This window comes from Pseudomonas sp. PA-1-6B, assembly GCF_021609545.1.
GTDB lineage: Bacteria > Pseudomonadota > Gammaproteobacteria > Pseudomonadales > Pseudomonadaceae > Aquipseudomonas > Aquipseudomonas fluorescens_BV.
The window spans coordinates 15,700-38,040 of the sequence record NZ_WJZM01000056.1 but is presented as its reverse complement, the minus strand read 5'-3'; the positions used below and the strand labels follow the sequence as shown (position 1 = coordinate 38,040).

21 protein-coding genes, 1 tRNA gene and 2 pseudogenes are annotated in these 22,341 nt (G+C 59.5%); 14 read left to right on the top strand and 10 right to left on the bottom strand.

Annotated elements, in window-relative coordinates:
* Positions 1-392: 392 nt before the first annotated feature.
* Complete coding sequence (gene thrH, locus GIV35_RS22110) at positions 393-1,010, bottom strand: bifunctional phosphoserine phosphatase/homoserine phosphotransferase ThrH (RefSeq protein WP_014719505.1); 618 nt, start codon at positions 1,008-1,010, stop codon at positions 393-395.
* 151 nt (positions 1,011-1,161) lie between these two features.
* Between thrH and GIV35_RS22105 the strand changes: the two genes are divergently transcribed.
* The 3 genes from GIV35_RS22105 to GIV35_RS22095 all read left to right on the top strand — a co-directional run bounded on the left by GIV35_RS22105 (position 1,162) and on the right by GIV35_RS22095 (position 4,585).
* Entirely contained in the window at positions 1,162-1,896 is a 735-nt protein-coding gene (locus GIV35_RS22105; protein ID WP_105227814.1) for a phosphoadenylyl-sulfate reductase, read from the top strand.
* A 417-nt stretch (positions 1,897-2,313) separates the two neighbouring features.
* Positions 2,314-3,843 (top strand): NCS1 family nucleobase:cation symporter-1, encoded by a 1,530-nt coding sequence (locus tag GIV35_RS22100; protein ID WP_198714504.1) that lies wholly within the window; start codon positions 2,314-2,316, stop codon positions 3,841-3,843.
* 13 nt (positions 3,844-3,856) lie between these two features.
* Positions 3,857-4,585, top strand: coding sequence for an aspartate/glutamate racemase family protein (locus GIV35_RS22095; RefSeq protein WP_057701053.1), 729 nt, complete (start codon positions 3,857-3,859; stop codon positions 4,583-4,585).
* A 105-nt stretch (positions 4,586-4,690) separates the two neighbouring features.
* Here the strand turns inward: GIV35_RS22095 and GIV35_RS22090 are convergent, their stop codons facing one another.
* Positions 4,691-5,614, bottom strand: coding sequence for a LysR family transcriptional regulator (locus GIV35_RS22090; protein ID WP_236264591.1), 924 nt, complete (start codon positions 5,612-5,614; stop codon positions 4,691-4,693).
* Positions 5,615-5,721: 107 nt separating this feature from the next.
* Here GIV35_RS22090 and GIV35_RS22085 point away from each other — a divergent pair, with 107 nt between their 5' ends.
* A complete protein-coding gene (locus tag GIV35_RS22085) occupies positions 5,722-6,468 on the top strand; it encodes a 3-oxoacyl-ACP reductase family protein (protein WP_057701055.1) in 747 nt (248 codons plus the stop codon).
* A gap of 127 nt (positions 6,469-6,595) precedes the next feature.
* Here GIV35_RS22085 and GIV35_RS22080 read toward each other — a convergent pair whose 3' ends face one another.
* Complete coding sequence (locus GIV35_RS22080; RefSeq protein ID WP_236264590.1) at positions 6,596-7,282, bottom strand: HAD-IA family hydrolase; 687 nt, start codon at positions 7,280-7,282, stop codon at positions 6,596-6,598.
* A gap of 224 nt (positions 7,283-7,506) precedes the next feature.
* Here GIV35_RS22080 and GIV35_RS22075 point away from each other — a divergent pair.
* The 5 genes and pseudogenes from GIV35_RS22075 to GIV35_RS22055 form a co-directional block, all read left to right on the top strand.
* Positions 7,507-7,758, top strand: a pseudogene (locus GIV35_RS22075) (type II toxin-antitoxin system RelE family toxin); the annotation flags it as partial.
* Positions 7,742-8,068 (top strand): helix-turn-helix domain-containing protein, encoded by a 327-nt coding sequence (locus GIV35_RS22070; RefSeq protein ID WP_047711582.1) that lies wholly within the window; start codon positions 7,742-7,744, stop codon positions 8,066-8,068. The pseudogene GIV35_RS22075 and the gene GIV35_RS22070, both read left to right, overlap by 17 nt.
* 51 nt (positions 8,069-8,119) lie before the next feature.
* Positions 8,120-8,484 (top strand): annotated as a pseudogene (locus GIV35_RS22065) (DUF2784 domain-containing protein).
* Between the two features lie 243 nt (positions 8,485-8,727).
* Entirely contained in the window at positions 8,728-9,063 is a 336-nt protein-coding gene (locus GIV35_RS22060; RefSeq protein WP_003193349.1) for a hypothetical protein, read from the top strand.
* A gap of 69 nt (positions 9,064-9,132) precedes the next feature.
* On the top strand, positions 9,133-10,173 hold the full coding sequence (locus tag GIV35_RS22055) for a DMT family transporter (RefSeq protein ID WP_236264589.1): 1,041 nt from the start codon (positions 9,133-9,135) through the stop codon (positions 10,171-10,173).
* 148 nt (positions 10,174-10,321) lie between these two features.
* Here the strand turns inward: GIV35_RS22055 and GIV35_RS22050 are convergent.
* Positions 10,322-10,411: transfer RNA gene (locus GIV35_RS22050), tRNA-Ser, on the bottom strand.
* Positions 10,412-10,514: 103 nt separating this feature from the next.
* On the opposite strand from GIV35_RS22050, the gene GIV35_RS22045 reads away from it, so the two are divergent.
* The 4 genes from GIV35_RS22045 (at position 10,515) to GIV35_RS22030 (ending at position 13,512) form a co-directional block, all read left to right on the top strand.
* A complete protein-coding gene (locus tag GIV35_RS22045; protein ID WP_155290843.1) occupies positions 10,515-10,682 on the top strand; it encodes a hypothetical protein in 168 nt (55 codons plus the stop codon).
* Positions 10,683-10,732: 50 nt separating this feature from the next.
* Positions 10,733-11,425 (top strand): crotonase/enoyl-CoA hydratase family protein, encoded by a 693-nt coding sequence (locus GIV35_RS22040; RefSeq protein WP_236264588.1) that lies wholly within the window; start codon positions 10,733-10,735, stop codon positions 11,423-11,425.
* A gap of 212 nt (positions 11,426-11,637) precedes the next feature.
* Positions 11,638-12,381: a 1-acylglycerol-3-phosphate O-acyltransferase gene (locus GIV35_RS22035; RefSeq protein ID WP_198714497.1), complete on the top strand. Its 744-nt coding sequence runs from the start codon at positions 11,638-11,640 to the stop codon at positions 12,379-12,381.
* 159 nt (positions 12,382-12,540) lie between these two features.
* A complete protein-coding gene (locus GIV35_RS22030; protein ID WP_223024153.1) occupies positions 12,541-13,512 on the top strand; it encodes a magnesium and cobalt transport protein CorA in 972 nt (323 codons plus the stop codon).
* On the opposite strand, the gene GIV35_RS22025 is transcribed toward GIV35_RS22030, so the two are convergent.
* The 3 genes from GIV35_RS22025 to GIV35_RS22015 all read right to left on the bottom strand — a co-directional run bounded on the left by GIV35_RS22025 (position 13,509) and on the right by GIV35_RS22015 (position 17,696).
* Complete coding sequence (locus GIV35_RS22025; protein ID WP_236264587.1) at positions 13,509-14,234, bottom strand: amidotransferase; 726 nt, start codon at positions 14,232-14,234, stop codon at positions 13,509-13,511. The genes GIV35_RS22030 and GIV35_RS22025 overlap by 4 nt on opposite strands.
* A gap of 92 nt (positions 14,235-14,326) precedes the next feature.
* Positions 14,327-16,474 (bottom strand): 3-hydroxyacyl-CoA dehydrogenase NAD-binding domain-containing protein, encoded by a 2,148-nt coding sequence (locus GIV35_RS22020; protein ID WP_236264586.1) that lies wholly within the window; start codon positions 16,472-16,474, stop codon positions 14,327-14,329.
* A gap of 16 nt (positions 16,475-16,490) precedes the next feature.
* The gene (locus GIV35_RS22015) at positions 16,491-17,696 is read right to left on the bottom strand and encodes an acetyl-CoA C-acetyltransferase (RefSeq protein ID WP_105227908.1); all 1,206 of its coding nucleotides are present in this window, start codon (positions 17,694-17,696) and stop codon (positions 16,491-16,493) included.
* Between the two features lie 647 nt (positions 17,697-18,343).
* On the opposite strand from GIV35_RS22015, the gene GIV35_RS22010 reads away from it, so the two are divergent.
* Positions 18,344-19,144 (top strand): cytochrome c, encoded by an 801-nt coding sequence (locus tag GIV35_RS22010; RefSeq protein WP_202692297.1) that lies wholly within the window; start codon positions 18,344-18,346, stop codon positions 19,142-19,144.
* Between the two features lie 38 nt (positions 19,145-19,182).
* Here GIV35_RS22010 and GIV35_RS22005 read toward each other — a convergent pair whose 3' ends face one another.
* Genes GIV35_RS22005 through GIV35_RS21995 form a run of 3 tightly spaced genes read right to left on the bottom strand, consistent with a single transcriptional unit; the run spans position 19,183 to position 22,326 of the window.
* Positions 19,183-19,965 carry a transglutaminase family protein gene (locus tag GIV35_RS22005; protein WP_200648667.1) on the bottom strand — a complete coding sequence of 261 codons (783 nt, stop codon included), beginning with the start codon at positions 19,963-19,965 and terminating at the stop codon, positions 19,183-19,185.
* On the bottom strand, positions 19,962-20,912 hold the full coding sequence (locus tag GIV35_RS22000) for an alpha-E domain-containing protein (RefSeq protein WP_034126756.1): 951 nt from the start codon (positions 20,910-20,912) through the stop codon (positions 19,962-19,964). The genes GIV35_RS22005 and GIV35_RS22000 overlap by 4 nt, the downstream gene beginning before the upstream one ends.
* 4 nt (positions 20,913-20,916) lie before the next feature.
* Positions 20,917-22,326: a circularly permuted type 2 ATP-grasp protein gene (locus GIV35_RS21995; RefSeq protein ID WP_034127039.1), complete on the bottom strand. Its 1,410-nt coding sequence runs from the start codon at positions 22,324-22,326 to the stop codon at positions 20,917-20,919.
* Between the last annotated feature and the right edge of the window lie 15 nt (positions 22,327-22,341).

Below are 22,341 nucleotides of genomic sequence, written 5' to 3'. Positions count from 1 at the left end.
TGGCTTGTTTGACGTCTATTTCTGCCATCAATTTCTACGGACCTTCGACGTAAACAACCCTGACTACGGGGCATAATGTGTCCACTATGTCCCCGCACAGGTGTCAACCATGTGTCCGGTCCGTACACGTTTTCAAAAGTGAGCCGCTGTAAAAGCGGAACCCTAAGTGGCCGTTACCGCAGGAATGGATATGTACTCGGTATAACAGTGTCGGCTGTCAGGCCGCCATCGCAGGCAAGCCAGCTCCCACATTTAGATCCTGGGGTGTCAGGTAGAGATGCGTCGGCTGTCAGGCCGTCACGGGAGCAAGCTCCCTCGCCACAGGTCCAGCACCGACCCAAAGTTGTGTAGATACCTATGCTGCGATGGGGCAATCAGCCGCGCCGCATAACTTACAGGCTCAACTGCCGATTCGACGCCTTGATAAACTCTTTCTTCAGGTCTTCAAACGTATGCACCGCCGGGAACTGCGGGAATTCGCGAATCACATTGTCCGGCGCATGGAACAGAATCCCACGGTCAGCTTCACCCAGCATGCTGGTGTCGTTGTAGGAATCACCGGCAGCGATCACGCGGTAGTAGAGGGTCTTGAATGCCAGCACCGATTGGCGCTTGGGGTCTTTCTGGCGCAGTTGGTAGCTCACCACCCGATCGTTTTCATCGGTGATCAAGCGGTGGCAAAGCAAGGTCGGGAAACCCAGCTGACGCATCAGCGGCTGGGAGAACTCATAGAAGGTGTCGGACAGGATCACCACCTGGAAGCGCTCGCGCAGCCAATTGACGAACTCAATGGCGCCGTCCAGCGGCTTGAGCGTGGCGATAACGGCCTGGATATCGGCCAGCTTGAGCCCATGCTCGTCGAGGATCCGCAGGCGCTGTTGCATCAGCACGTCGTAGTCGGGGATGTCACGGGTGGTGGCCCGCAGGGACTCAATGCCGGTTTTCTCGGCAAAGGCGATCCAGATTTCCGGAACCAGTACCCCTTCCAGGTCAAGGCAGGCAATTTCCACACGACACTCCTGTTAGATGTTGTTAGCTGAGCGAGCAAAATGACTGCCGAACTCTAGCGACTCAAGCCCGCCGCCGCAACGCGGGACAGTTTTTGATACCATCGCCCTCCTAGAGAGCGCTCAGCGCCACTGACCTGTAGGAACCGTCCTGATGAACCAAGCCTTCGACGTCGTTGAACTCGCCACGACTTATGCCAACAAGTCTGCCCAGGACATTCTCAAGCTGGCGTTCAGCCAGTTCGGCGATGACTTGTGGATTTCCTTCAGCGGTGCCGAGGATGTGGTCCTGGTGGACATGGCCTGGAAGCTGAACAAGAACGTCAAGGTGTTCAGCCTCGACACCGGCCGCCTGCACCCGGAGACCTACCGGTTTATCGAGCAGGTGCGTGAGTTCTACAAGATCGACATCGAGCTGATCTCGCCAGACCCGAGCAAGCTGGAGCCCTTCGTCAAAGAGAAAGGCCTGTTCAGCTTCTATAAGGACGGCCATGGCGAATGCTGCGGCATCCGCAAGATCGAACCGCTGCGCCGCAAGCTCGCAGGTGTCAGCGCCTGGGCCACCGGCCAGCGCCGCGACCAGAGCCCCGGCACCCGCAGCCAGGTGGCGGCGCTGGAAATCGACACGGCGTTCTCCACCCCGGAACGTACCCTGTACAAGTTCAACCCGCTGGCGCAGATGACCAGCGAAGAGGTGTGGGGTTATATCCGCATGTTGGAGTTGCCTTACAACAGCCTGCATGAGCGTGGGTTTATCAGCATCGGCTGCGAGCCCTGCACCCGCCCGGTATTGCCGAACCAGCATGAGCGCGAAGGCCGCTGGTGGTGGGAAGAAGCCACGCAGAAAGAATGCGGACTGCATGCGGGGAATATCATCAGCAAGGCTTGAGCCTCTGATGCCACCGCCACTGTAGGAGCGAGCAAGCTCGCTCCTACAGAATGCGATATCTGCTTTTGGGCGGGATAAATCTTGTACACAACCTTGTAACCATAAGTGCCATTTTTGTGTGCAACTTAATGTACAACGCACCAAAACGTAACATCTCCCTGCGCCAATGGCGCTGTCTATAAATAGCCCTGCAATTAACAAACAAATAAATACCTGTTCAAACGGTCAATTTATAACGTTTGTAATTCAGTAATTTATTCGCAAGCTATATAAAAACGAAATTATCCAAGCTTTTCATATATCCAGAATTGGCACGCATATGGCTTAGGCAGAAGTACGCCTTGTATACAATCAATACAAAACCTACATACACTTTGCCGTCCGCCGCTTTGCCGCGGATGTGCTGGAGCCTGCCGAATGCGTACAAGTCTTTCGAGCAATATCGCGCTGGATCTGCCCTCCTCTACCCTCCACCCCAAGGCTGCATGCCCCGGCCCGCTGGTACTCAGCCCACGCCTGCACAACAAGGACCTGGCCCCCACCAAAATCGAGGGCAGACGCTGGGGGCGCTACAGCATTTTTGCGTTGTGGACCAATGACGTGCACAACATCGCCAACTATTCATTTGCCATCGGTTTATACGCATTGGGTTTGGGCGGCTGGCAAATATTGTTGTCTCTGGGGATCGGCGCAGCACTGGTGTACTTCTTCATGAACCTCTCGGGGTATATGGGGCAGAAGACCGGTGTGCCGTTTCCGGTTATCAGCCGCATCAGTTTTGGCATTCACGGGGCGCAGATTCCGGCGTTGATTCGGGCGGTAATTGCGATTGCCTGGTTTGGGATCCAGACCTACCTGGCCTCGGTAGTTTTCCGCGTGCTGCTGACCGCCATTCATCCAGGCTTTGCCGATTATGACCACGACTCGATTCTCGGCCTGTCGACCCTGGGTTGGGCGTGTTTTGTCGCGATTTGGCTGGTGCAGTTGGTGATCCTCGCCTACGGCATGGAAATGGTACGTCGCTATGAAGGCTTCGCCGGGCCGGTGATACTGCTGACCGTGGCCGCACTGGCCGGCTGGATGTACTTCCAGGCGAACGGGCAGATTGCCTGGTCGATCCGCGAGCCCCTGAGTGGCGGCGAGATGTGGCGCAATATCTTTGCCGGCGGCGCGCTGTGGCTGGCCATCTACGGCACCCTGATCCTCAATTTCTGCGACTTCGCGCGTTCATCGCCGTGCCGCAAGACCATCCAGGTCGGAAACTTCTGGGGCCTGCCGGTCAATATCCTGGTGTTCGCCGCGATTACCGTGCTGCTGTGCGGCGGGCAGTTCCAGCTCAATGGCCGCGTGATCGAAAGCCCGACCGAAATCATCGCGGCAATCCCCAACACCTTCTTTCTGGTACTCGGCTGCCTGGCCTTCCTGATCGTCACCGTGGCGGTGAACATCATGGCCAACTTCGTCGCCCCGGCCTTTGTACTGAGCAACCTGGCGCCCAAGTACCTGAACTTCCGGCGCGCCGGGCTGATCAGCGCCTTCGTTGCCGTGCTGATCCTGCCGTGGAATCTCTACAACAGCCCGTTGGTGATCGTGTACTTCCTCTCTGGCCTCGGCGCGCTGCTGGGGCCGTTGTACGGCGTGATCATGGTCGATTACTGGCTGATCCGTAAAAGCCAGGTGGATGTACCGCAGCTGTACAGCGAAGACCCCCAAGGCATTTATTACTACAGCCGAGGCGTGAATATGCGCGCCGTGGCGGCGTTTATTCCTGCGGCGGTGATCGCCATCTTACTGGCGCTGCTGCCGGGGTTTGCCAGCGTCTCGCCGTTTTCCTGGTTGTTTGGCGCCGGCATTGCCGGGTTGCTGTACCTGCTGATTGCCAAGCGTCAGCCGCACTACGCCGATGTCAGCGGCGAAAGCATCGCCGTCGATAACGTCAGTCATTAAACAAGGACTTTCCATGCGTATCCTCGTGGTCAACGTCAACACCACCGAATCCATCACCGACACCATCGCCCAGCAAGCACGGGCCGTGGCTTCACCGGGCACCGAGATTGTCGGGCTCACCCCGTACTTCGGCGCAGAATCGGTGGAAGGCAACTTTGAAAGTTATCTGGCAGCCATCGCCGTGATGGATCGGGTAATGGCCTACGACCAGCCCTTTGATGCGGTGATCCAGGCCGGCTATGGCGAACATGGCCGTGAAGGCTTGCAGGAACTGCTCAATGTACCGGTGGTGGATATCACCGAAGCGGCGGCCAGCACCGCGATGTTCCTGGGGCACGCCTACTCGGTGGTGACCACCCTGGACCGCACGGTGCCGCTGATTGAAGACCGGCTGAAACTCGCCGGCCTCTACCAGCGTTGCGCTTCGGTGCGCGCCAGCGGCATGGCGGTGCTGGAGCTGGAAGAAGACCCGTTGGCAGCCATGGAGGCCATCGTGCACCAGGCGGAACTGGCCATCCGCGACGACAAGGCCGAAGTGATCTGCCTGGGCTGCGGCGGCATGGCCGGGCTGGACGAGCAGATTCGCCAGCGCACCGGGGTGCCGGTGGTGGACGGGGTGACGGCGGCGGTGATGGTGGCCGAGTCGTTGGTGCGGTTGGGGTTGTCGACCTCGAAGGTCAGGACTTATGCGACACCGAGGCCGAAGAAGGTCATCGGCTGGCCGGGCAAGTTCGGACGGTAGACCGATGCGCCTGCATCGCGGGCAAGCCCGGCTCCCACAGTGATCGCAATCCAATGTGGGAGCCGGGCTTGCCCGTGATGGCCACGACTCGATGTAAGGCCCTGCTCAGATGGCACTGAACCGTTGAGCCAGTTTTTGCTCGGCGAACTGCTCAATAATGAAATCCACAAACGCCCGCGTCTTGCCCGGCAACAATTTATGCTCGGCGTAGTAGATGGAAATATTGCCGTCGTCCACATACCAATCGGGTAACACTCGAACCAACGCACCGCTGTCCAGGAACGGCACTGCCATCGGCATGCTCACCAGCGCGATGCCAAGGCCCTGGGCACTGGCGCAGCAAGCGGCTTCGGAGTCGCTCATGGTCATGGCCGGCTTCAGTACCAGTGGGCTGTGCTCGCGCTCACGATGGGTCAGTTGCCATGAACGCACCCGGCCTGTCTGCGGCGAGCGAATCAAGATGCCAAGGCAGTGCGACAGGTCGTCGGGCGCCCGTACCGGCAAGCGCCGCGCCAGGTAATCCGGCGACACCACCAGCACCCGGTGCGCCGGGGTCAACTTGCGCGCCACCACGCCTTGGGGCAGCTCAAACCCGCCGCCAATAGCCGCATCGAAGCCTTGCCCGATCAGGTCGACCTGGCGGTTATCGAAATGCCAGTCCGGGCTGATATCCGGATAGCGCCGCATAAATTCGCCCAGCAACGGCACCACGTACCGGTTACCGAACACTGGTCCCATGCTGACCTTGAGCGTGCCCACCGGCCGCCCTTCGGCACTGGCCAGGTTGGCGACCGCATTCTGAATGGTGGTGAGGCTGCCGCTGACTTCCGCCAGGAACATCTTGCCGGCTTCGGTCAGCGCCAGACGCCGAGTGCTGCGCTGGAACAGCCGCACACCGAGGCGCGCCTCCAACTTGGCAACGCTTTTACCCACCGCAGCCGGGGTCAGGCTCAGATGCCGAGCAGCCTCGGCAAAGCTGCCACCCTCGGCGCTGCGCACAAAGCATTCGATACTGCCAAAGCTTTCCATATCGCCATACTCTAAACTTTTGGTTTACACAGACTATAGTAACCACGGGCTACCGAGCAGCGCGGGTGAGGTCGATACTCGCTCCATCAACTACCTCGGAGATCGACATGACCACACACAACCTCACCGGCAAAGTCGCCTTGATTCAAGGCGGTTCCCGCGGCATCGGCGCCGCCATCGTCAAGCGCCTCGCCGCCCAGGGGGCAGCGGTTGCCTTTACCTACGTCAGCTCGGCCGCCAAGGCTGAAACACTGCAGAACGAGGTGATCAGCGCAGGGGGGCAGGCTCTGGCGATTCACGCCGACAGCGCCGATGCCACGGCGATTCGCGCTGCGGTCAACGCCACGGTCGAGGCGTTTGGACGCCTGGATATCCTGGTAAATAACGCTGGCGTGCTGGCCATCGCGCCGCTGGAAGCATTCAAGCTGGAAGACTTCGACCAGACCTTGGCGATCAACGTACGCAGCGTGTTTATCGCCACCCAGGAAGCCGCCAAGCATATGGGCGAAGGTGGCCGCGTGATCAATATCGGCAGCACCAATGCCGAACGCATGCCCTTTGGCGGTGGCGGGCCCTACGCCATGAGCAAGGCGGCGCTGGTGGGGTTGACCAAGGGATTGGCGCGGGACCTGGGGCCACGGGGCATCACCATCAACAACGTGCAGCCTGGGCCGGTGGACACCGATATGAACCCGGCGAATAGTGATTTTGCCGAAAGTCTGATCGGGTTGATGGCGGTGGGACGGTATGGGCATGTGGAGGAGATTGCCAGTTTTGTGGCCTATCTGGCCGGGCCGGAAGCCGGCTATATCACGGGCGCCAGCCTGACCATCGATGGTGGTTTCAGCGCCTGATTTTGCAAAACCGCAAACCGAATGTGGGAGCGGGCTTGCCCGCGAAGGCGGTGTGTCAGAGCCACATCTGTCACTGCACTACCGCTTTCGCAGGCAAGCCAGCTCCCACATTTTTGACCACGCGGGGTCAGGCCATGGGTGGCAAGCCATAGGCCGCCAAATCAAAGTCGGCGAGCTTGCGAATAATCTGGTCAGCATGCTGGTACTTGCTGTCAGCCATCGCCTCATCGGGCACCGCAATAGCGGTCATGTGCGCAGCCTTCGCCGCCGTCACGCCGAACGGCGAATCTTCGAACACCAGACAATCCTCAGGCGCTACACCCAACCGGCGCGCGGCGGTGAGGAAGATATCCGGCGCGGGCTTGGCAGCGCCTACTTCCGGGTCGTCAGCGGTGACGATGGTGTCGAACAGGCCAAACCATTCACGGTGCAGGGTGGTCTTGTGGCCAAACGAGTTACGCGATGAACTGGTGCCCACCGCAATCGGAATATTGTGCGCCTTCAAGTGCCGCACCAACGCCTCGGCACCGGGCATGCCCAGGGCCTTGGGAAAGCGCTCGCTCATCAGCGGTTCGCGTATTTCCAGAAACTCGGCGGGCGTGATCTGCAGGTCCAGTGCCTTGACCACGTAATCGGCCAAATCCTGGGCACCCCGCCCGATGATGTGCTGCTTGATGCCCCAGTCGTAGGTACGGCCATAGCGCTCGGCAATAATCTGCGTCACTTCGGTGTAGATGCCTTCGGTATCCAGCAACAACCCGTCCATATCGAAAATCACGGCCTTGATCGGGACAGCGTTACGCGGTGCATTCATCACAACACAACCTTGGGGCGAGGACTAAAAGGATTCAGCACAATAACGGCCCTCGTTGCCTGCAAGCAACCTTCGTGGACCATCCGTTGATTCATACCACGCAACAGTTTTACCCGTCAGCGCTGACGGCGGCCGTCTAGGGTTTGAGAGGAAAACGTCATGACCCGTTGACGCGGATCTGAAAATACCGATTGCAAACCTTATAAAAGACTTATTAACCTCCCATGAATTCAATCCAATGGACGCGAAAAGCCGTCAAACAATTGCTTCGGTTGCATTCGTATCATCAGCAACAGGTACGCGATGCCGTGTCCGCTCTTGAACACATGCCCGATGCAATCAACGTCAAGGCGCTGGTTAACCATCCTCACAGCTATCGCTTGCGGGTAGGTCATTACCGGGTCCTTTTCGACTGGGACGGCAGCATCCAGGTCGTCAGCATCCAAGAGGTTAAAAAACGTGACGAGCGAACCTACTGCCGTACAGATCATCCACAATACGCAGGGCAAGCCAGCCTATGTGGTGATTCCCTATGAACACTATGTGGCGCAGCAAAACGATCCAAACCTGATCCCCCATGCGGTAGTCAGCCGCCTGGTGGATGGCGCAACACCTATTCGCGCGTGGCGCGAGCACCTGAGCTTGACTCAGGAAGAAGTCGCCAGACGCCTGGGTATTTCACAATCGGCATTTGCCCAGCAGGAAGCGGTCAGCAAACCCCGCCGCACCACGCGAGAAAAGATAGCCAAGGCGTTCGGTATCAATGCCAGTCAACTGGAGCTATAACGGCACGCTGCAAAAATTCACGTATCCCTTCACCTCACATCGAGCTCAAACATGCTCTACCGCCTAGCCGCCGACGGCCTCGTGCTGTTCCACCTGGCCTTTATCCTGTTCGTGCTGTTCGGCGGCCTGCTCACCCTGAAGTGGCCCCGGATAATGTGGCTGCACCTGCCCGCCGTTGCCTGGGGCATCGCGGTAGAGGTGCTGCACCTGCCCTGCCCGCTTACCCGTTGGGAAAACCTGTTTCGCCACTTGGCCGGGCAGGATGGTTATGGCGGTGGGTTTATCGAGCACTACATCCTGACGCTGATCTACCCCGCCGGGCTGACTGCCAATATCCAACTGCTGCTGGGAGCTGTGGTGGTGGTGATCAACCTCGCGGTGTATGGGCGGTTGTACGCCGTTACGTACAGGCTTGAGACAGCTGCGCTGGTGAAAAATCAGCGCACCTCATTCCGTCGTGGTTGCATCTATGACACGCCGAAGAGCAAATGTGGGAGCTGTCGAGCCCCAGCGAGGCTGTGATGGGATCACCGCAGAGCACGCGCCAGACTGAGTCATCTGCATCACAGCCTCGCTGATTGATTTCAATCTGCCAACTGAGCGCTTAGAGTGTCGCCCCCCGAGAATTGAATCTCGAGATTGAACCTATGGAGTTATGAGTGAAATACGTCAGTAAAGTCGTTGCAGCAGCCGTACTTGGTTTCACCCTGGCAGGCTGCACCGGCACCGCCATGAAAACCCAGCAATACGACGCCAGCCAATACACCGTGCTGGGCCACAGCGAAGCCAGCGCCACCGGCATCATGCTGCTGGGTGTTATCCCCATCGGCCAGAACAACCGCTTCGTGCGCGCCCAGGATGCAGCCATCAAGGCCAAGGGCGGCGACGCATTGATCAACACTCAAGTGCAGGAAAAATGGTTCTGGGCCTGGGTATTGAATGGCTACACCACCAAGATCTCCGGTGATGTGATCAAGCTGAAAACCGCGCAATAAAGTACGAAATTGCCAGGGCGCTGACCCCGGTAAGCGACGTATTATGGGCCTGACTTTCGAGGATGGCCCATGAACCTCAGCATCATTTACGCCCTCGCGGCTGCCGCCCTGTTCGGCGCCAGCACCCCACTGGCCAAAAGCCTTGGCCTAAGCCTCTCGCCCATCCTGCTCGCCGGCCTGCTCTACCTCGGCAGCGGCATCGGCCTTGCCGGTGTGCGCTTGATCCGTGATCGCGGCTGGAAACCTACCGGGCTAACCCCATCGGAATGGCCCTGGCTACTCGGCGCCATCGCCTTCGGCGGCATCCTCGGCCCCGTTGCATTGATGTTCGGCCTGACCCGTACCACCAGCGCCAGCGCCTCCCTGATGCTCAACCTTGAGTCGGTACTGACTGCCGTGATCGCCTGGGTTGTGTTCCGCGAAAACGCCGACCGACGCATCGTCCTCGGCATGCTTGCCATTGTGCTGGGCGGCGTGGTGTTGTCATGGTCCGGTGCCGACGGCAGCCGCCAGGACTGGACCGGACCGCTTGCCGTTGCGCTGGCGTGTTTGTGCTGGGGGATCGATAACAACCTCACGCGCAAAGTGTCCGCGTCTGACGCATTGTTTATCGCAGGTGCCAAAGGCTTGATTGCGGGGCTGGTCAATTGCAGCCTGGCACTTTACCTCGGGGCGCAGATTCCCGGCATGGCGCAATTGGCGCCGATTCTACTGGTAGGTTTCCTCGGCTATGGCATCAGCCTGGTGATGTTCGTGCTGGCCCTCCGCGGGCTGGGCAGCGCGCGCACCGGCGCTTACTTCTCCACGGCACCTTTTCTCGGTGCTGCAGTGGCGTTGCTAGTATTTGGCGAATCGGTGACCGTGGCCTTCTGGATTGCCTCGGCGCTGATGGCCGTAGGCGTGTGGCTGCACCTGACGGAGCGGCATGCCCATGAGCATCTGCATGAGGCAACGGAACATGGGCATTGGCATGTGCATGATGAGCATCATCAACATGAGCATGGGTTTGAGTGGGACTCGAAGGTGCCTCATAGCCAAGTGCATGCACATGGAGTGATGAGACATAGCCATGCGCACTTTCCGGATGTGCATCATCGGCATAGGCATTGAGGGCGGGCTTAGGCATAGGGTGTGACGTCATGGGGCCGCAGACTGAAAGGCCAGACAACTGAGCTGATAAAAGTTGTACTTTTCAAACCCCAGAAATCACAAAACCCCTGGTTTCTTTCGAAACCAGGGGTTTTGTTTACATCGAATTTGGCGGTGAAGGAGAGATTCGAACTCTCGATACAATTTCTTGTATACACACTTTCCAGGCGTGCTCCTTAAGCCACTCGGACACTTCACCGTATCTCGTCAAACCAGTTCAGTCTGTCGAGGCGCGCTAATGTAGTCGAAAGCCTTTCTGATGGCAAAGGTTTTTTTCAGAATTTTCATGCGGTTAGACCGTTATGCCATTCACCGTCCGGCAAGGGGTGGTGATTGTGCCATTCTCAGGCATCGGCGGCACGCGTCTGGAGCGCTTGCTGCGCCCTGCTCCGGGGCGTCTACCCTTGGGGATGCAGGAAAAGCCTGACTGGGTAGTCAGTCACGGCGCTTTACCCGCACGGGCGTGGTGAGTAACGTCTGCGCATCTATCTCTATAACAAGCCCTACAAGGAACCGCGTCATGAGTGAGTTGATTGCCTACCACTTCGAAGACGGTATCGCGACCCTGACCCTGAGCAACGGCAAGGTGAATGCCATTTCTCCGGCGGTGGTCAGTGAGTTTAATGCGGCGCTGGATCAGGCCGAGAAGGATCGGGCGGTGGTGATCATCACGGGCGCGCCGGGGATTTTGTCGGGTGGTTATGATTTGAAGGTGATGACGGCCGGCCCTAAAGAGGCAATCAGCCTGGTGACCTCGGGTTCGACCCTGGCGCGGCGGATGTTGGCGCATCCGTTCCCAGTGATCGTGGCCTGCCCTGGGCATGCGGTGGCCAAGGGCGCGTTCCTGTTGTTGTCGGCCGATTATCGGATTGGCGTCGAAGGCCCGTTCAGCATTGGCCTGAATGAAGTGGCGATTGGCATGACCATGCACCATGCCGGTATCGAGTTGGCGCGGGATCGCCTGCGTAAGTCGGCGTTTCAGCGTTCGGTGATCAATGCCGAGATGTTTGATCCGCAAGGCGCCCTGCACGCCGGTTTCCTCGACAAGGTGGTGGCACCCGAAGAACTGCACGCTGCAGCACTGGAAGCGGCGCGGCAGCTGAAGAAGATCAATATGAACGCGCACAAACACACTAAGTTGAAAGTACGCCGCGCGCTGCTCGAAGCCCTGGACGATGCAATCATCCAGGATCAGGGCCATAGCCTGAGCTAAGTCCCACCCCTGCTGTGCCTGAGCCCGACCTTGAGTCGGGCTTTTTCTTACCTGTAAATGTGAAACGTCCGTAGCCGCTCTAGCTAGCCGTTATCGGCCCATGTGGAAACATGCGCTTAAACATCGGCTATCTCCTACGTCTGTAGGGGCAATTGCCGAATACAGTGCACATCCGTACACTGCGCCACCTTTTGTCCCGATGGGCCGTGTCGATGCTTTTTCTGTTGCGTATGTTGTTGATGAGCCTGCATTTTATGATCGCTGGCGTGCTGGGTGTGCTGGTCGGTGTGTGCCGGCCGTTCAACCCGGACAACAGCCGTCTCTGCGCTCGCCTCTATGCGTTGCCGGCCATGCGGATCTTGGGCTTGAACGTGAAGACCGACGTCGACTCGCTGCGCGACAAGCCCGGTACGTGCGTGGTGATCGCCAACCATCAGTCCAATTACGATTTGTTTGTGTTCGGCAATGTAGTGCCCCACCGCACGGTCTGCATCGCCAAGAAAAGCCTGAAATGGGTACCACTGTTCGGCCAGTTGTTCTGGCTGGCGGGCAATGTGCTGATCGACCGTGGCAATGCGCACAAGGCCCGGCGTGCGATGCTGACGACCACGCATACCTTGCAGCATGAGGACACGTCAATCTGGGTGTTCCCGGAAGGTACGCGCAACCTGGGCAAAGGGTTGTTGCCGTTCAAGAAAGGCGCGTTCCATATGGCGATTGCGGCCGGTGTGCCTATCGTGCAGGTGTGTGTCAGCAATTACGTGACGCAGATGAAGCTCAATCGTTGGGACAGCGGCAGTGTGCTGATACGCTCGTTGCCGCCGATTCCTACCTGTGGGTTGACGGTGGATGACATCCCTCAGTTGCTGCTGACGTGTCAGACGCAGATGGATGAATGCATTGCACAGATGGACCGTGAGCTTGTAGGAGCGAGCTTGCTCGCGAAAAACGTATAAGCGACGACGGTCCCATCTGATGGCGCCGCCTTATCGTTGACGATTGTCGCGGGCAAGCCCGCTCCCACAGGGGAACGGGTATATCGGTGAGCAACAACGGAACGCCATTCAGGCTAAGCTGCCCAACATCTGTCCTCTTGATAAGAAGTGATCAGCACCATGGGTAGAGTTGTTGCGGCTGCCGTCTACAGCGCCGGTAAGAAAATCTCGGAAATCACTCTCGATGAAGGCGCGGCCTGGGCCGCCAAACCTGGGCACTTTGTGTGGATCGGCCTGGAAGAACCCAGCGCCCAGGAACTGAACAACCTGCAACGCCAGTTCAACCTGCACGAGCTGGCGATTGAAGACGCCATGGAAAAACACAGCCGCCCGAAGCTGGAAACCTTCGGCGACGCGCTGTTTATCGTCACCTACTCACCGGTGCGCGAGAACGGCAAGCTGGAGTTTATCGAAACCCATATCTTTGCCGGCAACGGCTACATCATCACCGCACGCAACGGCCACTCGGCGTCCTACGGTTTTGTGCGCCAGCGTTGTGAGGCGCGCCCGTTGTTGCTGGAGCATGGGGAAGATTTCGTACTCTATGCGTTGCTGGATTTTGTCACCGAAAACTATCAGCCGGTGAGCGAGGCGATCCACGCCGAGATTGATGAGCTGGAGCGTAACGTGCTGTGTAGTTCGCTCAACGAGCGCGATATCCAGCATCTCCACGGCCTGCGCCGCGATGTGTTGCGGCTCAAGCGGCACGTGGCGCCGATGGTGGAGATCAGCCAAGAGTTGCAGAAGCTCAGCTTCCCGTTTATCGACAAGAACATGCGCCCGTATTTTCGTGATGTTCAAATCCACGTTACGCGACAGATGGAAGACCTCACCACCCTGCGCGACATTGCCAGCCAGACCATCGAGATCGGTGTGTTGCTGGAGGCTTCGCGCCAGAGCGTGGTGCAGCGCAAGTTCGCCGCGTGGGCGGCGATCCTGGCGTTCCCCACGGCGGTGGCGGGGATTTACGGGATGAACTTCCAGAACATGCCCGAGCTGCAATGGCACTACGGCTATTTTGCGGTACTCGGGTTTATTACCTTGGGCTGTACCGGTTTATGGGCCAGCTTCAAGCGTTCGGGCTGGCTTTAAGCCTTGGCTTCAGGTTGGTGCGCCACAAAGCGCATCATCCATTCCGCCACGGTCACGCCGTGGTGGTCGCGATCCAGGCTGGCCACGCCTTTGCTGTAGATCTTTTCACCCAGGGTTGTCTGAAGTATTTCCAGCAACTCGCGGGAATAGTCATGAACAAACTCCGGATGGCCCTGGAAGCACAGCACCTGGTCGCCAATGTGATACGCGGCAAACGGGCAGAATTCGCTGGAGGCGATCACGGTGGCGTTTTCCGGCAAGGTGGTGACTTGATCCTGGTGGCTGATCAATAGCGTCAGTTCCGGCACCTCGGGGCTCATCCATGGCGTCTTGGCATCCAGCTTGTAGGCGTGGGTGCCCATGCCCCAGCCCTGGCTGGCACGTTCGGCCTTGCCGCCCAGTAGCAGCGCAAGCAACTGATGGCCGAAGCACACGCCCAGCAGCTTGTCGCCGCGCTCATAACGCGTGAGCAGGTAGGTCTTGAGCCTCTGGATCCAGGGGTCGGTACCGAAGGAATCGGCCTTGCTGCCGGTGATCAGGTACGCGTCAAACACTTCGTCATCCGGCGGGTACTCGCCTTGCACCACGTTGTAGACCACAAACTCGGCGGCTATCGGTTGCTTGGCGAACAGGCGCTTGAACATCTGCCCATAGCCTTGGTACTCATCGATCAAAGCGGGACGCAGAATATCGGTTTCCAGGATGCAGACGCGTAGCGACATAAAAAATACCTGACACGGCGATGGGAATATTGCACACCCCAGAGCCTGCCTTGAAATACACCTTCAAAGCAAGCTCCCCTCCTACATTTTGATTACCGGAACACTTCACCCTGCGCGGCCTTTTCCAGCAACAACGCCGGCGGCGAGAAGCGCTCCCCGTACTCCTCGGCGAGGTAGCGGGCGCGGGCGATGAAGTCGTTCAGCCCGTACTGGTTGATAAACTGCAACGCGCCGCCACTCCAAGCGGCAAAACCGATGCCGAAGATTGAACCGACGTTGGCATCCGCCGTGGACATCAACACGCCCTCCTCCACACAGCGCACGGTTTCGATGGCTTGGATAAACAGCAAGCGGTCACGCACATCCTGGGGGGAGATTTGCTTGCCGGGTTGTTCAAACCGTTTTTTCAGCTCAGGCCACAGATGCTTCTGACCGCCAGCGGGATAGTCGTAAAAACCACCGCCTGCCGCCTTGCCCGTGCGCTTGTATTCGTTCACCAACAGATCAATCACCGCCGTCGCCGGATGATTCGGCATAGCCTTGCCTTCGGCCTGCAGGTCCTTGGCCGTTTGCTGTCGGATATGGCTCATCAGGCTGAGGGACACTTCATCGGACACCGCCAACGGCCCCACTGGCATCCCGGCCTTGCGCGCTTCGGTCTCGATCATCGGCGCAGCCACGCCTTCGCCGAGCATGGCGATGCCTTCGTTGGTAAAGGTGCCGAATACCCGCGAGGTAAAGAAACCGCGACTGTCGTTGACCACAATCGGGGTTTTCTTGATTTGCAGTACGAAGTCAAAACCTCGGGCCAGGGTTTCGTCGCTGGTGCGCGCCCCCTTGATGATTTCCACCAAGGGCATCTTGTCCACGGGGCTGAAGAAGTGCAGGCCGATGAACCTGGCTTGATCAGGCACCGCCGTGGCCAGGCCGCTGATGGGCAAGGTGGAGGTGTTGGAGGCGATCACCGCGTCGGCCCCCACCACGCTTTGCGCCGCAGCCGAAACCTTGGCCTTGAGTGCGCGGTCTTCGAATACGGCCTCGATGATCAGGTCGCAGCCGGCCAGGTCGGCGTCATCCTGCGTAGGATGAATGCGCGCCAGGGTGGTTTCGCGCTGTTCGGCGGTCAATTGCCCACGGCTGACTTTCTTGTCCAGCAATGCGGCCGAATGAGCTTTGCCTTTTTCGGCGGCGGCCAGGGTGATGTCTTTGAGCACCACCTCGATACCCGCACAGGCACTGACATAGGCGATGCCCGCGCCCATCATCCCGGCGCCGAGCACGCCGACTTTGCGCGTTACATAAGGCGCAAAACCCTGCGGTCGCGAGCTGCCGGCATTGATTTGATTGAGCTGGAACCAGAAGGTGCCGATCATGTTCTTCGCTACTTGCCCGGTCACCAGTTCGGTGAAGTAACGGGTTTCGATCAGGTGTGCGGTGTCGAAGTCCACTTGGGCGCCCTCGACTGCAGCACAGAGGATTTTCTCCGGCGCGGGGAAGCAGCCCTGGGTCTTGCTACGCAAAATCGACGGCGCAATGGCGAGCATCTGCGCGACTTTAGGGTGGGACGGCGTGCCGCCGGGAATCGCGTAGCCCTTGGTGTCCCAGGGTTGCCTGGCCTGCGGATTAGCCAGAATCCAGGCACGGGCTTGGGCCAGCAATGCCTCGCGATCCGCCGCCAACTCATCAATCAAACCCGCTTGCAGGGCCTGGGCGGGCCGCACCTTTTTGCCTTCGAGCAAATACGGCAAGGCTTTTTCCAGGCCAAGCATGCGCACCATACGCACCACGCCGCCGCCCCCGGGCAACAGGCCGAGGGTGACTTCCGGCAAACCCAGTTGCACGGACTTGTCGTCCAGCGCGACCCGGTGATGGCAGGCCAGGCAAATTTCCCAACCACCGCCCAGGGCCGCGCCATTGATCGCGGCGACCACCGGTTTGCCGAGGGTTTCCAGGCGGCGCAATTGCGCTTTCAATACCAAGACACTGTCGTAGAACGCCTTGGCCTGGGCTTTATCGACCTTGATCAGCTCATTGAGGTCGCCCCCGGCAAAAAAGGTTTTCTTGGCCGAGGTGATCACCACTCCGGCGATCTCGTCCTTTTCCGCTTCCAGGCGCGCGAGGGTAGCCGCCATGGCTTCGCGGTAGGCGGCGTTCATGGTGTTGGCGCTCTGGCCGGGCATGTCCAGGGTCAGTACCACGATCTGGTCCTGGCCTTTTTCGTAACGAATGGCATCGGTCATGACAAATTCCTTAGGCTCAGAGGCGTTCGATAATGGTGGCGATCCCCATGCCACCGCCGACACACAAGGTGGCCAGGCCGTAGCGTTGCTGGCGCACCTCGAGCTCGTCGAGCAAGGTGCCGAGAATCGCGCAGCCGGTGGCGCCCAAGGGGTGGCCCATGGCGATGGAGCCGCCGTTGACATTGACCCGTGCGGCGTCGATGCCCATGTCCTTGATGAACTTGAGCACGACCGAAGCAAAGGCTTCGTTGACTTCGAACAGGTCGATGTCTTCAACCCGCAGGCCGGCTTTGGCCAGTGCTTTGCGAGTGGCCGGCGCGGGGCCGGTGAGCATGATGGTCGGGTCGGTACTGGTCACCGCCGTGGCGACAATACGCGCCCGCGGTTGCAGGCCCAGTTCACGGCCTTTGGCCTCGGAACCGATCAGCATCAGCGCGGCGCCATCCACAATGCCGGAACTGTTGCCCGGCGTATGCACATGGTGGATGCGCTCCACGTGGCTATAGACCCGCAACGCGGTGGCGTCGAAGCCCATCTGGCCCATCATTTCGAAACTGGGATTGAGCTTGCCCAAGCCCTCGAGGGTTGAGTCGCCGCGGATAAATTCGTCATGGTCCAGCAGCACGATGCCGTTCTGGTCGTGCACCGCGATTAACGACTTATTGAAGGAACCGTCTGCCCTCGCCCTGGCGGCTTTCTGCTGGGACTGTAGGGCAAAGGTGTCGACATCCTGGCGAGTGAAGCCTTCCAGGGTAGCGATCAGGTCGGCGCCAATGCCTTGGGGCGTGAAGTGGCTATGCATATTGGTTTGCGGGTCGAGCACCCAGGCGCCGCCATCGCTGCCCATGGGCACGCGGGACATGGATTCGACGCCGCCGACGACCACCAGGTCTTCGAAGCCGGAACGCACCTTCATCGCCCCCAGGTTCACCGCCTCCAGGCCCGACGCGCAGAAGCGATTGACCTGCACACCGGCAACACTGACATCCCAGTCGGCCACCAGCGCGGCGGTCTTGGCGATATCGGCGCCCTGGTCGCCCACGGGGGTGACGCAGCCCAAGACGATATCATCCACTTGGCGGGTGTCGAGGTCGCTGCGCTGCGCCAGCGCCGTGAGCAAGCCGGCCACCAGGTTTACCGGCTTGACGCTGTGCAGGGCACCGTCGGCCTTGCCTTTTCCCCGGGGCGTGCGTATCGCATCAAAGATCAAAGCTTGGGTCATGACATCCTCGAACCGCTATGGGTGTGTGCCCCTACCTTAGGCCCGATTGACACGGTTTCAATGACGGATGCGCTCATTGCTTTTGACCCCCTCGCTCGGACGAACGGTAGGTACCTACGGGAAATGCCTGATTAATCGTTTTAGCTGTCTAGCCCTAGGGCTGGCGCCAAGATGGCAATAAGCCTCATGCCGTTTTTAGCGCAAATACTTCTTAGCTGATATGAAATGAGTCTAAGCCAGAAAGAACGGGCGCTCTAAGGTTGAATCTGTAAGACGCTGCTGCCGGGTTTTGCTGGAGCAGTTGTAAGAAAAGTGCAACGTCACCTCGCGATACTGACTTCAACGGCACGCATTTGGCGCTCAGGAATAACAACAAAAGAAAAGGCAGTCAGCCATGTTCAAACAATCGAAAGTACGTCAGGCGGGACTTATCCTGTTCGCCACCACCTTGATTCTGATCTTGCCCAATTTAACCAAGGTTATTGGGTGACACTCCCAGCTTCCGTGCACACACCGCACCAGGCCTGCAGCTTTTGGCAGCACCTGCCAGGACATTGCGCTTAGCGCTCCTGTTGCAGGAGCTGTCTTTTTACCTGCCGTTTTCCGTTATCGTGTGCGCCCTCACTCTCTCGCAACGGGCCTGTGCCTTGAAACCGATCCTCGCCCTTTTTGCCCTGCTGCTGAGCCTGCCTGCGGCGGCGGCACAGTTGACCATCGAGTTGGACCACACCCACAAAACCTGGGAGACCGCCGAGCTGCTCAAGCATCCCGACGCTCAGACGGTGCAGATCGTCGATGATGTGTCCTACAAGCGCAACATGACCTATCGTGCGGTGCCCCTGACGGCGCTCCTGCCTGGTTTGAAGCCTGCGAGCCATCTGCAAGCGGTGGCCCTGGATGGTTTCGCCGCCGAACTTTCTGCCGCGCCGTTGTTGGAAAACAGCGGCGCCCGTGCCTGGCTGGCCGTGGAAGACCCGGCCCATCCATGGCCACCGCTGGCACAGGGCAAGCCCAGCGCCGGCCCCTTCTATCTGGTCTGGACCAATCCTCAAGCCGGACGTATCAGCCCGGAACAGTGGCCGTTCCAGGTCTCCAGGTTCAAACAGTTGCAGACGGTTGGCGAGCGTTTCCCGGCGTTATTGCCCGACCCGAAGCTGGCGGCGAACGACCCGATCAACCAAGGCTTCGCGTTGTTCCAGAAGAACTGCCTGGCGTGCCATCGCCTCAATGGCGGCGGTGATGCCCAGATGGGGCCGGACCTGAATGTGCCCTACAACCCCACCGAGTATTTCAGCGGCGATTTTCTCAAGCGTTACATCCGCGACCCGCAAAGCCTGAGGCATTGGCCACAGGCGAAGATGCCGGCGTTTACAGCCAGTGTATTGCCAGACAATGAGTTGGATTTGCTGGTGGGGTATCTGCGGCATATGGCGGGCCGCAAATTGTAGGAGCGAGCTTGCTCGCTCCTACAGTTATCAGTTATCGATCATTGCTGCGGCGCCACAAATACCTTGGCATGCATCTGCTCATGCCCACCGCCACGGCGCATGCCGCGTACCGGGCAGGCGTCGAGGTAGTCCAGGCCGATGGCCAGCTTCAAGTGCCGCTCCGGCCGCGCCAGTTGGTTGGTCACGTCAAAGCTGTACCAGGCGTCATCCAGCCAGGCTTCGGCCCAGGCATGACTGGCCAGGTGCGCGCTGTCTTCGGTGTACAAATACCCCGACACATACCGCGCCGGGATCCCCAGGCTGCGTGCGCAGGCCAGGAACGCATGGGTATGGTCCTGGCACACCCCAGCGCCCCCTGCGAACGCTTGGGCGGCGCAGGTATCGACGTCGGTCGCGCCGGGGGTGTAGACCATGGTGTGGTTGAGCGCCTGCATCAAGTCGATAAGCGCCGTGCGGTCGCGACGCTGATGGCAGTTTTGCTCGGCAAACCCGCGCAGGGCGTCGTCGGGCTCGGTGAGGCGCGTGGAGCGCAGGAACGGAAAGGCAGACTGGCTTTCGTGTTCGGCCTCGCGCAATTCATCGATCTCCACCACGCCCCGGGCGCCAATGATAATGGCGTCATGGGGCTCGTCCAGGGTGAGCACATGCAGGATGTTGCCGAACGGGTCCACCTGCGCCCGCACCGGGCGCGGCAGGTCGAGTTGCCAGCTCAGCACGTGCTGGCGCTCGCTGTCATGGGGGGTCAGGCGCAGGTACTGGATGCTGGCGCGCACCTGGTCTTCGTAGTGGTAGGTGGTGTCGTGGCTGATGGAGAGTCTCATGCCGCCTCCAGGTAGGAACTGTAGATGGCGTCGCCCAACTGGCGGACCAAAGGGATAAAGTCGGTCAGCCAGGCATGCAGGCCTTCCTCGAGGATTTCGTCGATGGCGGTAAAGCGCAGGCGCGCATCCATCTCGGCGGCCAAGCGCTGGGCCGGGCGGCCATTGAGGCCTGGCAGGCTGGCGAGGATCTGGTCGATCTCTTCGCTGCAAGCACGCAGCGAACGCGGCACATCGGCGCGTAACAGCAGCAGCTCGGCCACTTGCCGAGCGCCTGGCGCATCGCGATAAATCTCGGTGTACGCCTCGAACGACGACAGTGCGCGCAGCAACGCACTCCATTGGTAATACGCGTGAGCCGTGCCATCGCTGACCGCCGCCGCCTGTTCGCCGGCCATTTCGTAGCGGGCATCCAGCAGGCGCAGGGTGTTATCGGCGCGCTCGATAAAGGTGCCCAGGCGGATAAAGCGAAAGGCATCGTTGCGCATGATGGTGCCGTACGTGGCGCCCCGAAACAGATGGGAACGCTCCTTGACCCACTCACAAAACCGGCTCATGCCGTAATGGCTGAGCCCCTGCTGGGCGATATCGCGAATGTCCAGCCAGGTGGCGTTGATGTTTTCCCACATGTCGGCGGTGATCCGCCCACGTACCGCATGGGCGCTGGCCCGCGCCGCGCCCAGACAGCTGTAGATGCTCGCCGGGTTGGCCGCGTCCAAGGCAAAAAAATGCAGCAAGCGTTCAGCGTGCAGTGGGCCATGGCGCTCGTGGTAATCGTCCAGAGTGCCGGTGATCAACAGCGGCATGGCTAATTCATGCAGGCCATCGCCGCGCCCGTCCTGGGGCATCAGCGATAGCGAATAGCTGACATCGAGCATGCGCGCGAGGTTTTCGGCACGCTCCAGGTAGCGCGACATCCAGTACAAATCCGAGGCAGTTCTACTCAACATGGCATCAGTCCTCGACCACCCAGGTGTCTTTGGTTCCGCCGCCCTGGGACGAGTTGACCACCAGCGAGCCTTCGCGCAGCGCCACACGGGTCAGGCCACCCGGCACCACGCGGGTGTCCTTGCCGGACAACACGAAGGGGCGCAGGTCGATATGGCGCGGGGCGATGCCGTTTTCGACAAAGGTCGGGCAGGTGGACAAGCACAGGGTCGGCTGCGCGATATAGGCGTGTGGCTTGGCCTTGATACGCGCCCGGAACGCTTCGATTTCTGCGGTTGTAGACGCCGGGCCAACCAGCATGCCGTAACCACCGGAGCCCTGGGTTTCCTTGACCACCAAGTCGGGCAGGTTGGCCAGCACGTGGGACAACTCGTCAGGCTTACGGCATTGAAACGTCGGAACGTTCTGCAGGATCGGCTCTTCATCGAGGTAGAAGCGGATCATCTCGGTGACGAACGGGTAAACCGATTTGTCGTCCGCGACTCCGGTGCCAATGGCGTTGGCCAGCACCACATTGCCGCAACGATAGGCGGCGAGCAGGCCGGGTACACCAAGCATCGAGTCGGGGTTGAATGCCAAGGGATCTAGAAATGCATCATCGAGGCGACGGTAGATCACATCGACAGCCTTGGGCCCATCGGTGGTGCGCATGAACACACGGTCATCGCGCACGAACAAATCCGCGCCTTCCACCAACTCCACACCCATTTCCCGAGCCAGGAAGGCATGTTCGAAGAACGCGCTGTTGAAACGCCCGGGCGTCAGTACCACCACACTGGGGTTATCCAGGGGGCTGGCGCTTTTGAGGGTGTCGAGCAGCAGGTTGGGGTAATGGTCGATGGGCGCGATGCGCTGGGCCGCGAACAACTCGGGGAACAGACGCATCATCATCTTGCGGTCTTCGAGCATGTAGCTGACACCGCTGGGCGTGCGCAGGTTGTCTTCGAGCACGTAGTACGTGCCGTCGCCATCGCGTACGAGGTCCACCCCGGAGATGTGCGAATAGATATCGCGGTGCAAATCCAGGCCTTGCATTGCCAGTTGGTATTGCTCGTTGGCCAATACCTGCTCGGCGGGGATGATGCCGGCCTTGATGATGCGTTGGTCGTGGTACAGGTCGGTGAGGAACAGGTTCAGCGCCTTGACCCGCTGGATGCAACCGCGTTCGACAACCCGCCATTCACTCGCCGGAATGCTGCGGGGGATGGTATCGAAGGGGATCAGGCGCTCGGTGCCTTGTTCGTCCCCGTAGAGGGTGAAGGTGATGCCGGCGCGGTGGAACAGCAAATCGGCTTCACGCCGGCGCTGGGCCAGCAGTTCGGCAGGGGTGTCGGCCAACCAACGGGCGAACTCGCGATAATGGGGGCGAACCTGCCCTGCCCCATCGTACATTTCATCGTAATAAGTGCGGATCATGCCGTACTCCTTGTC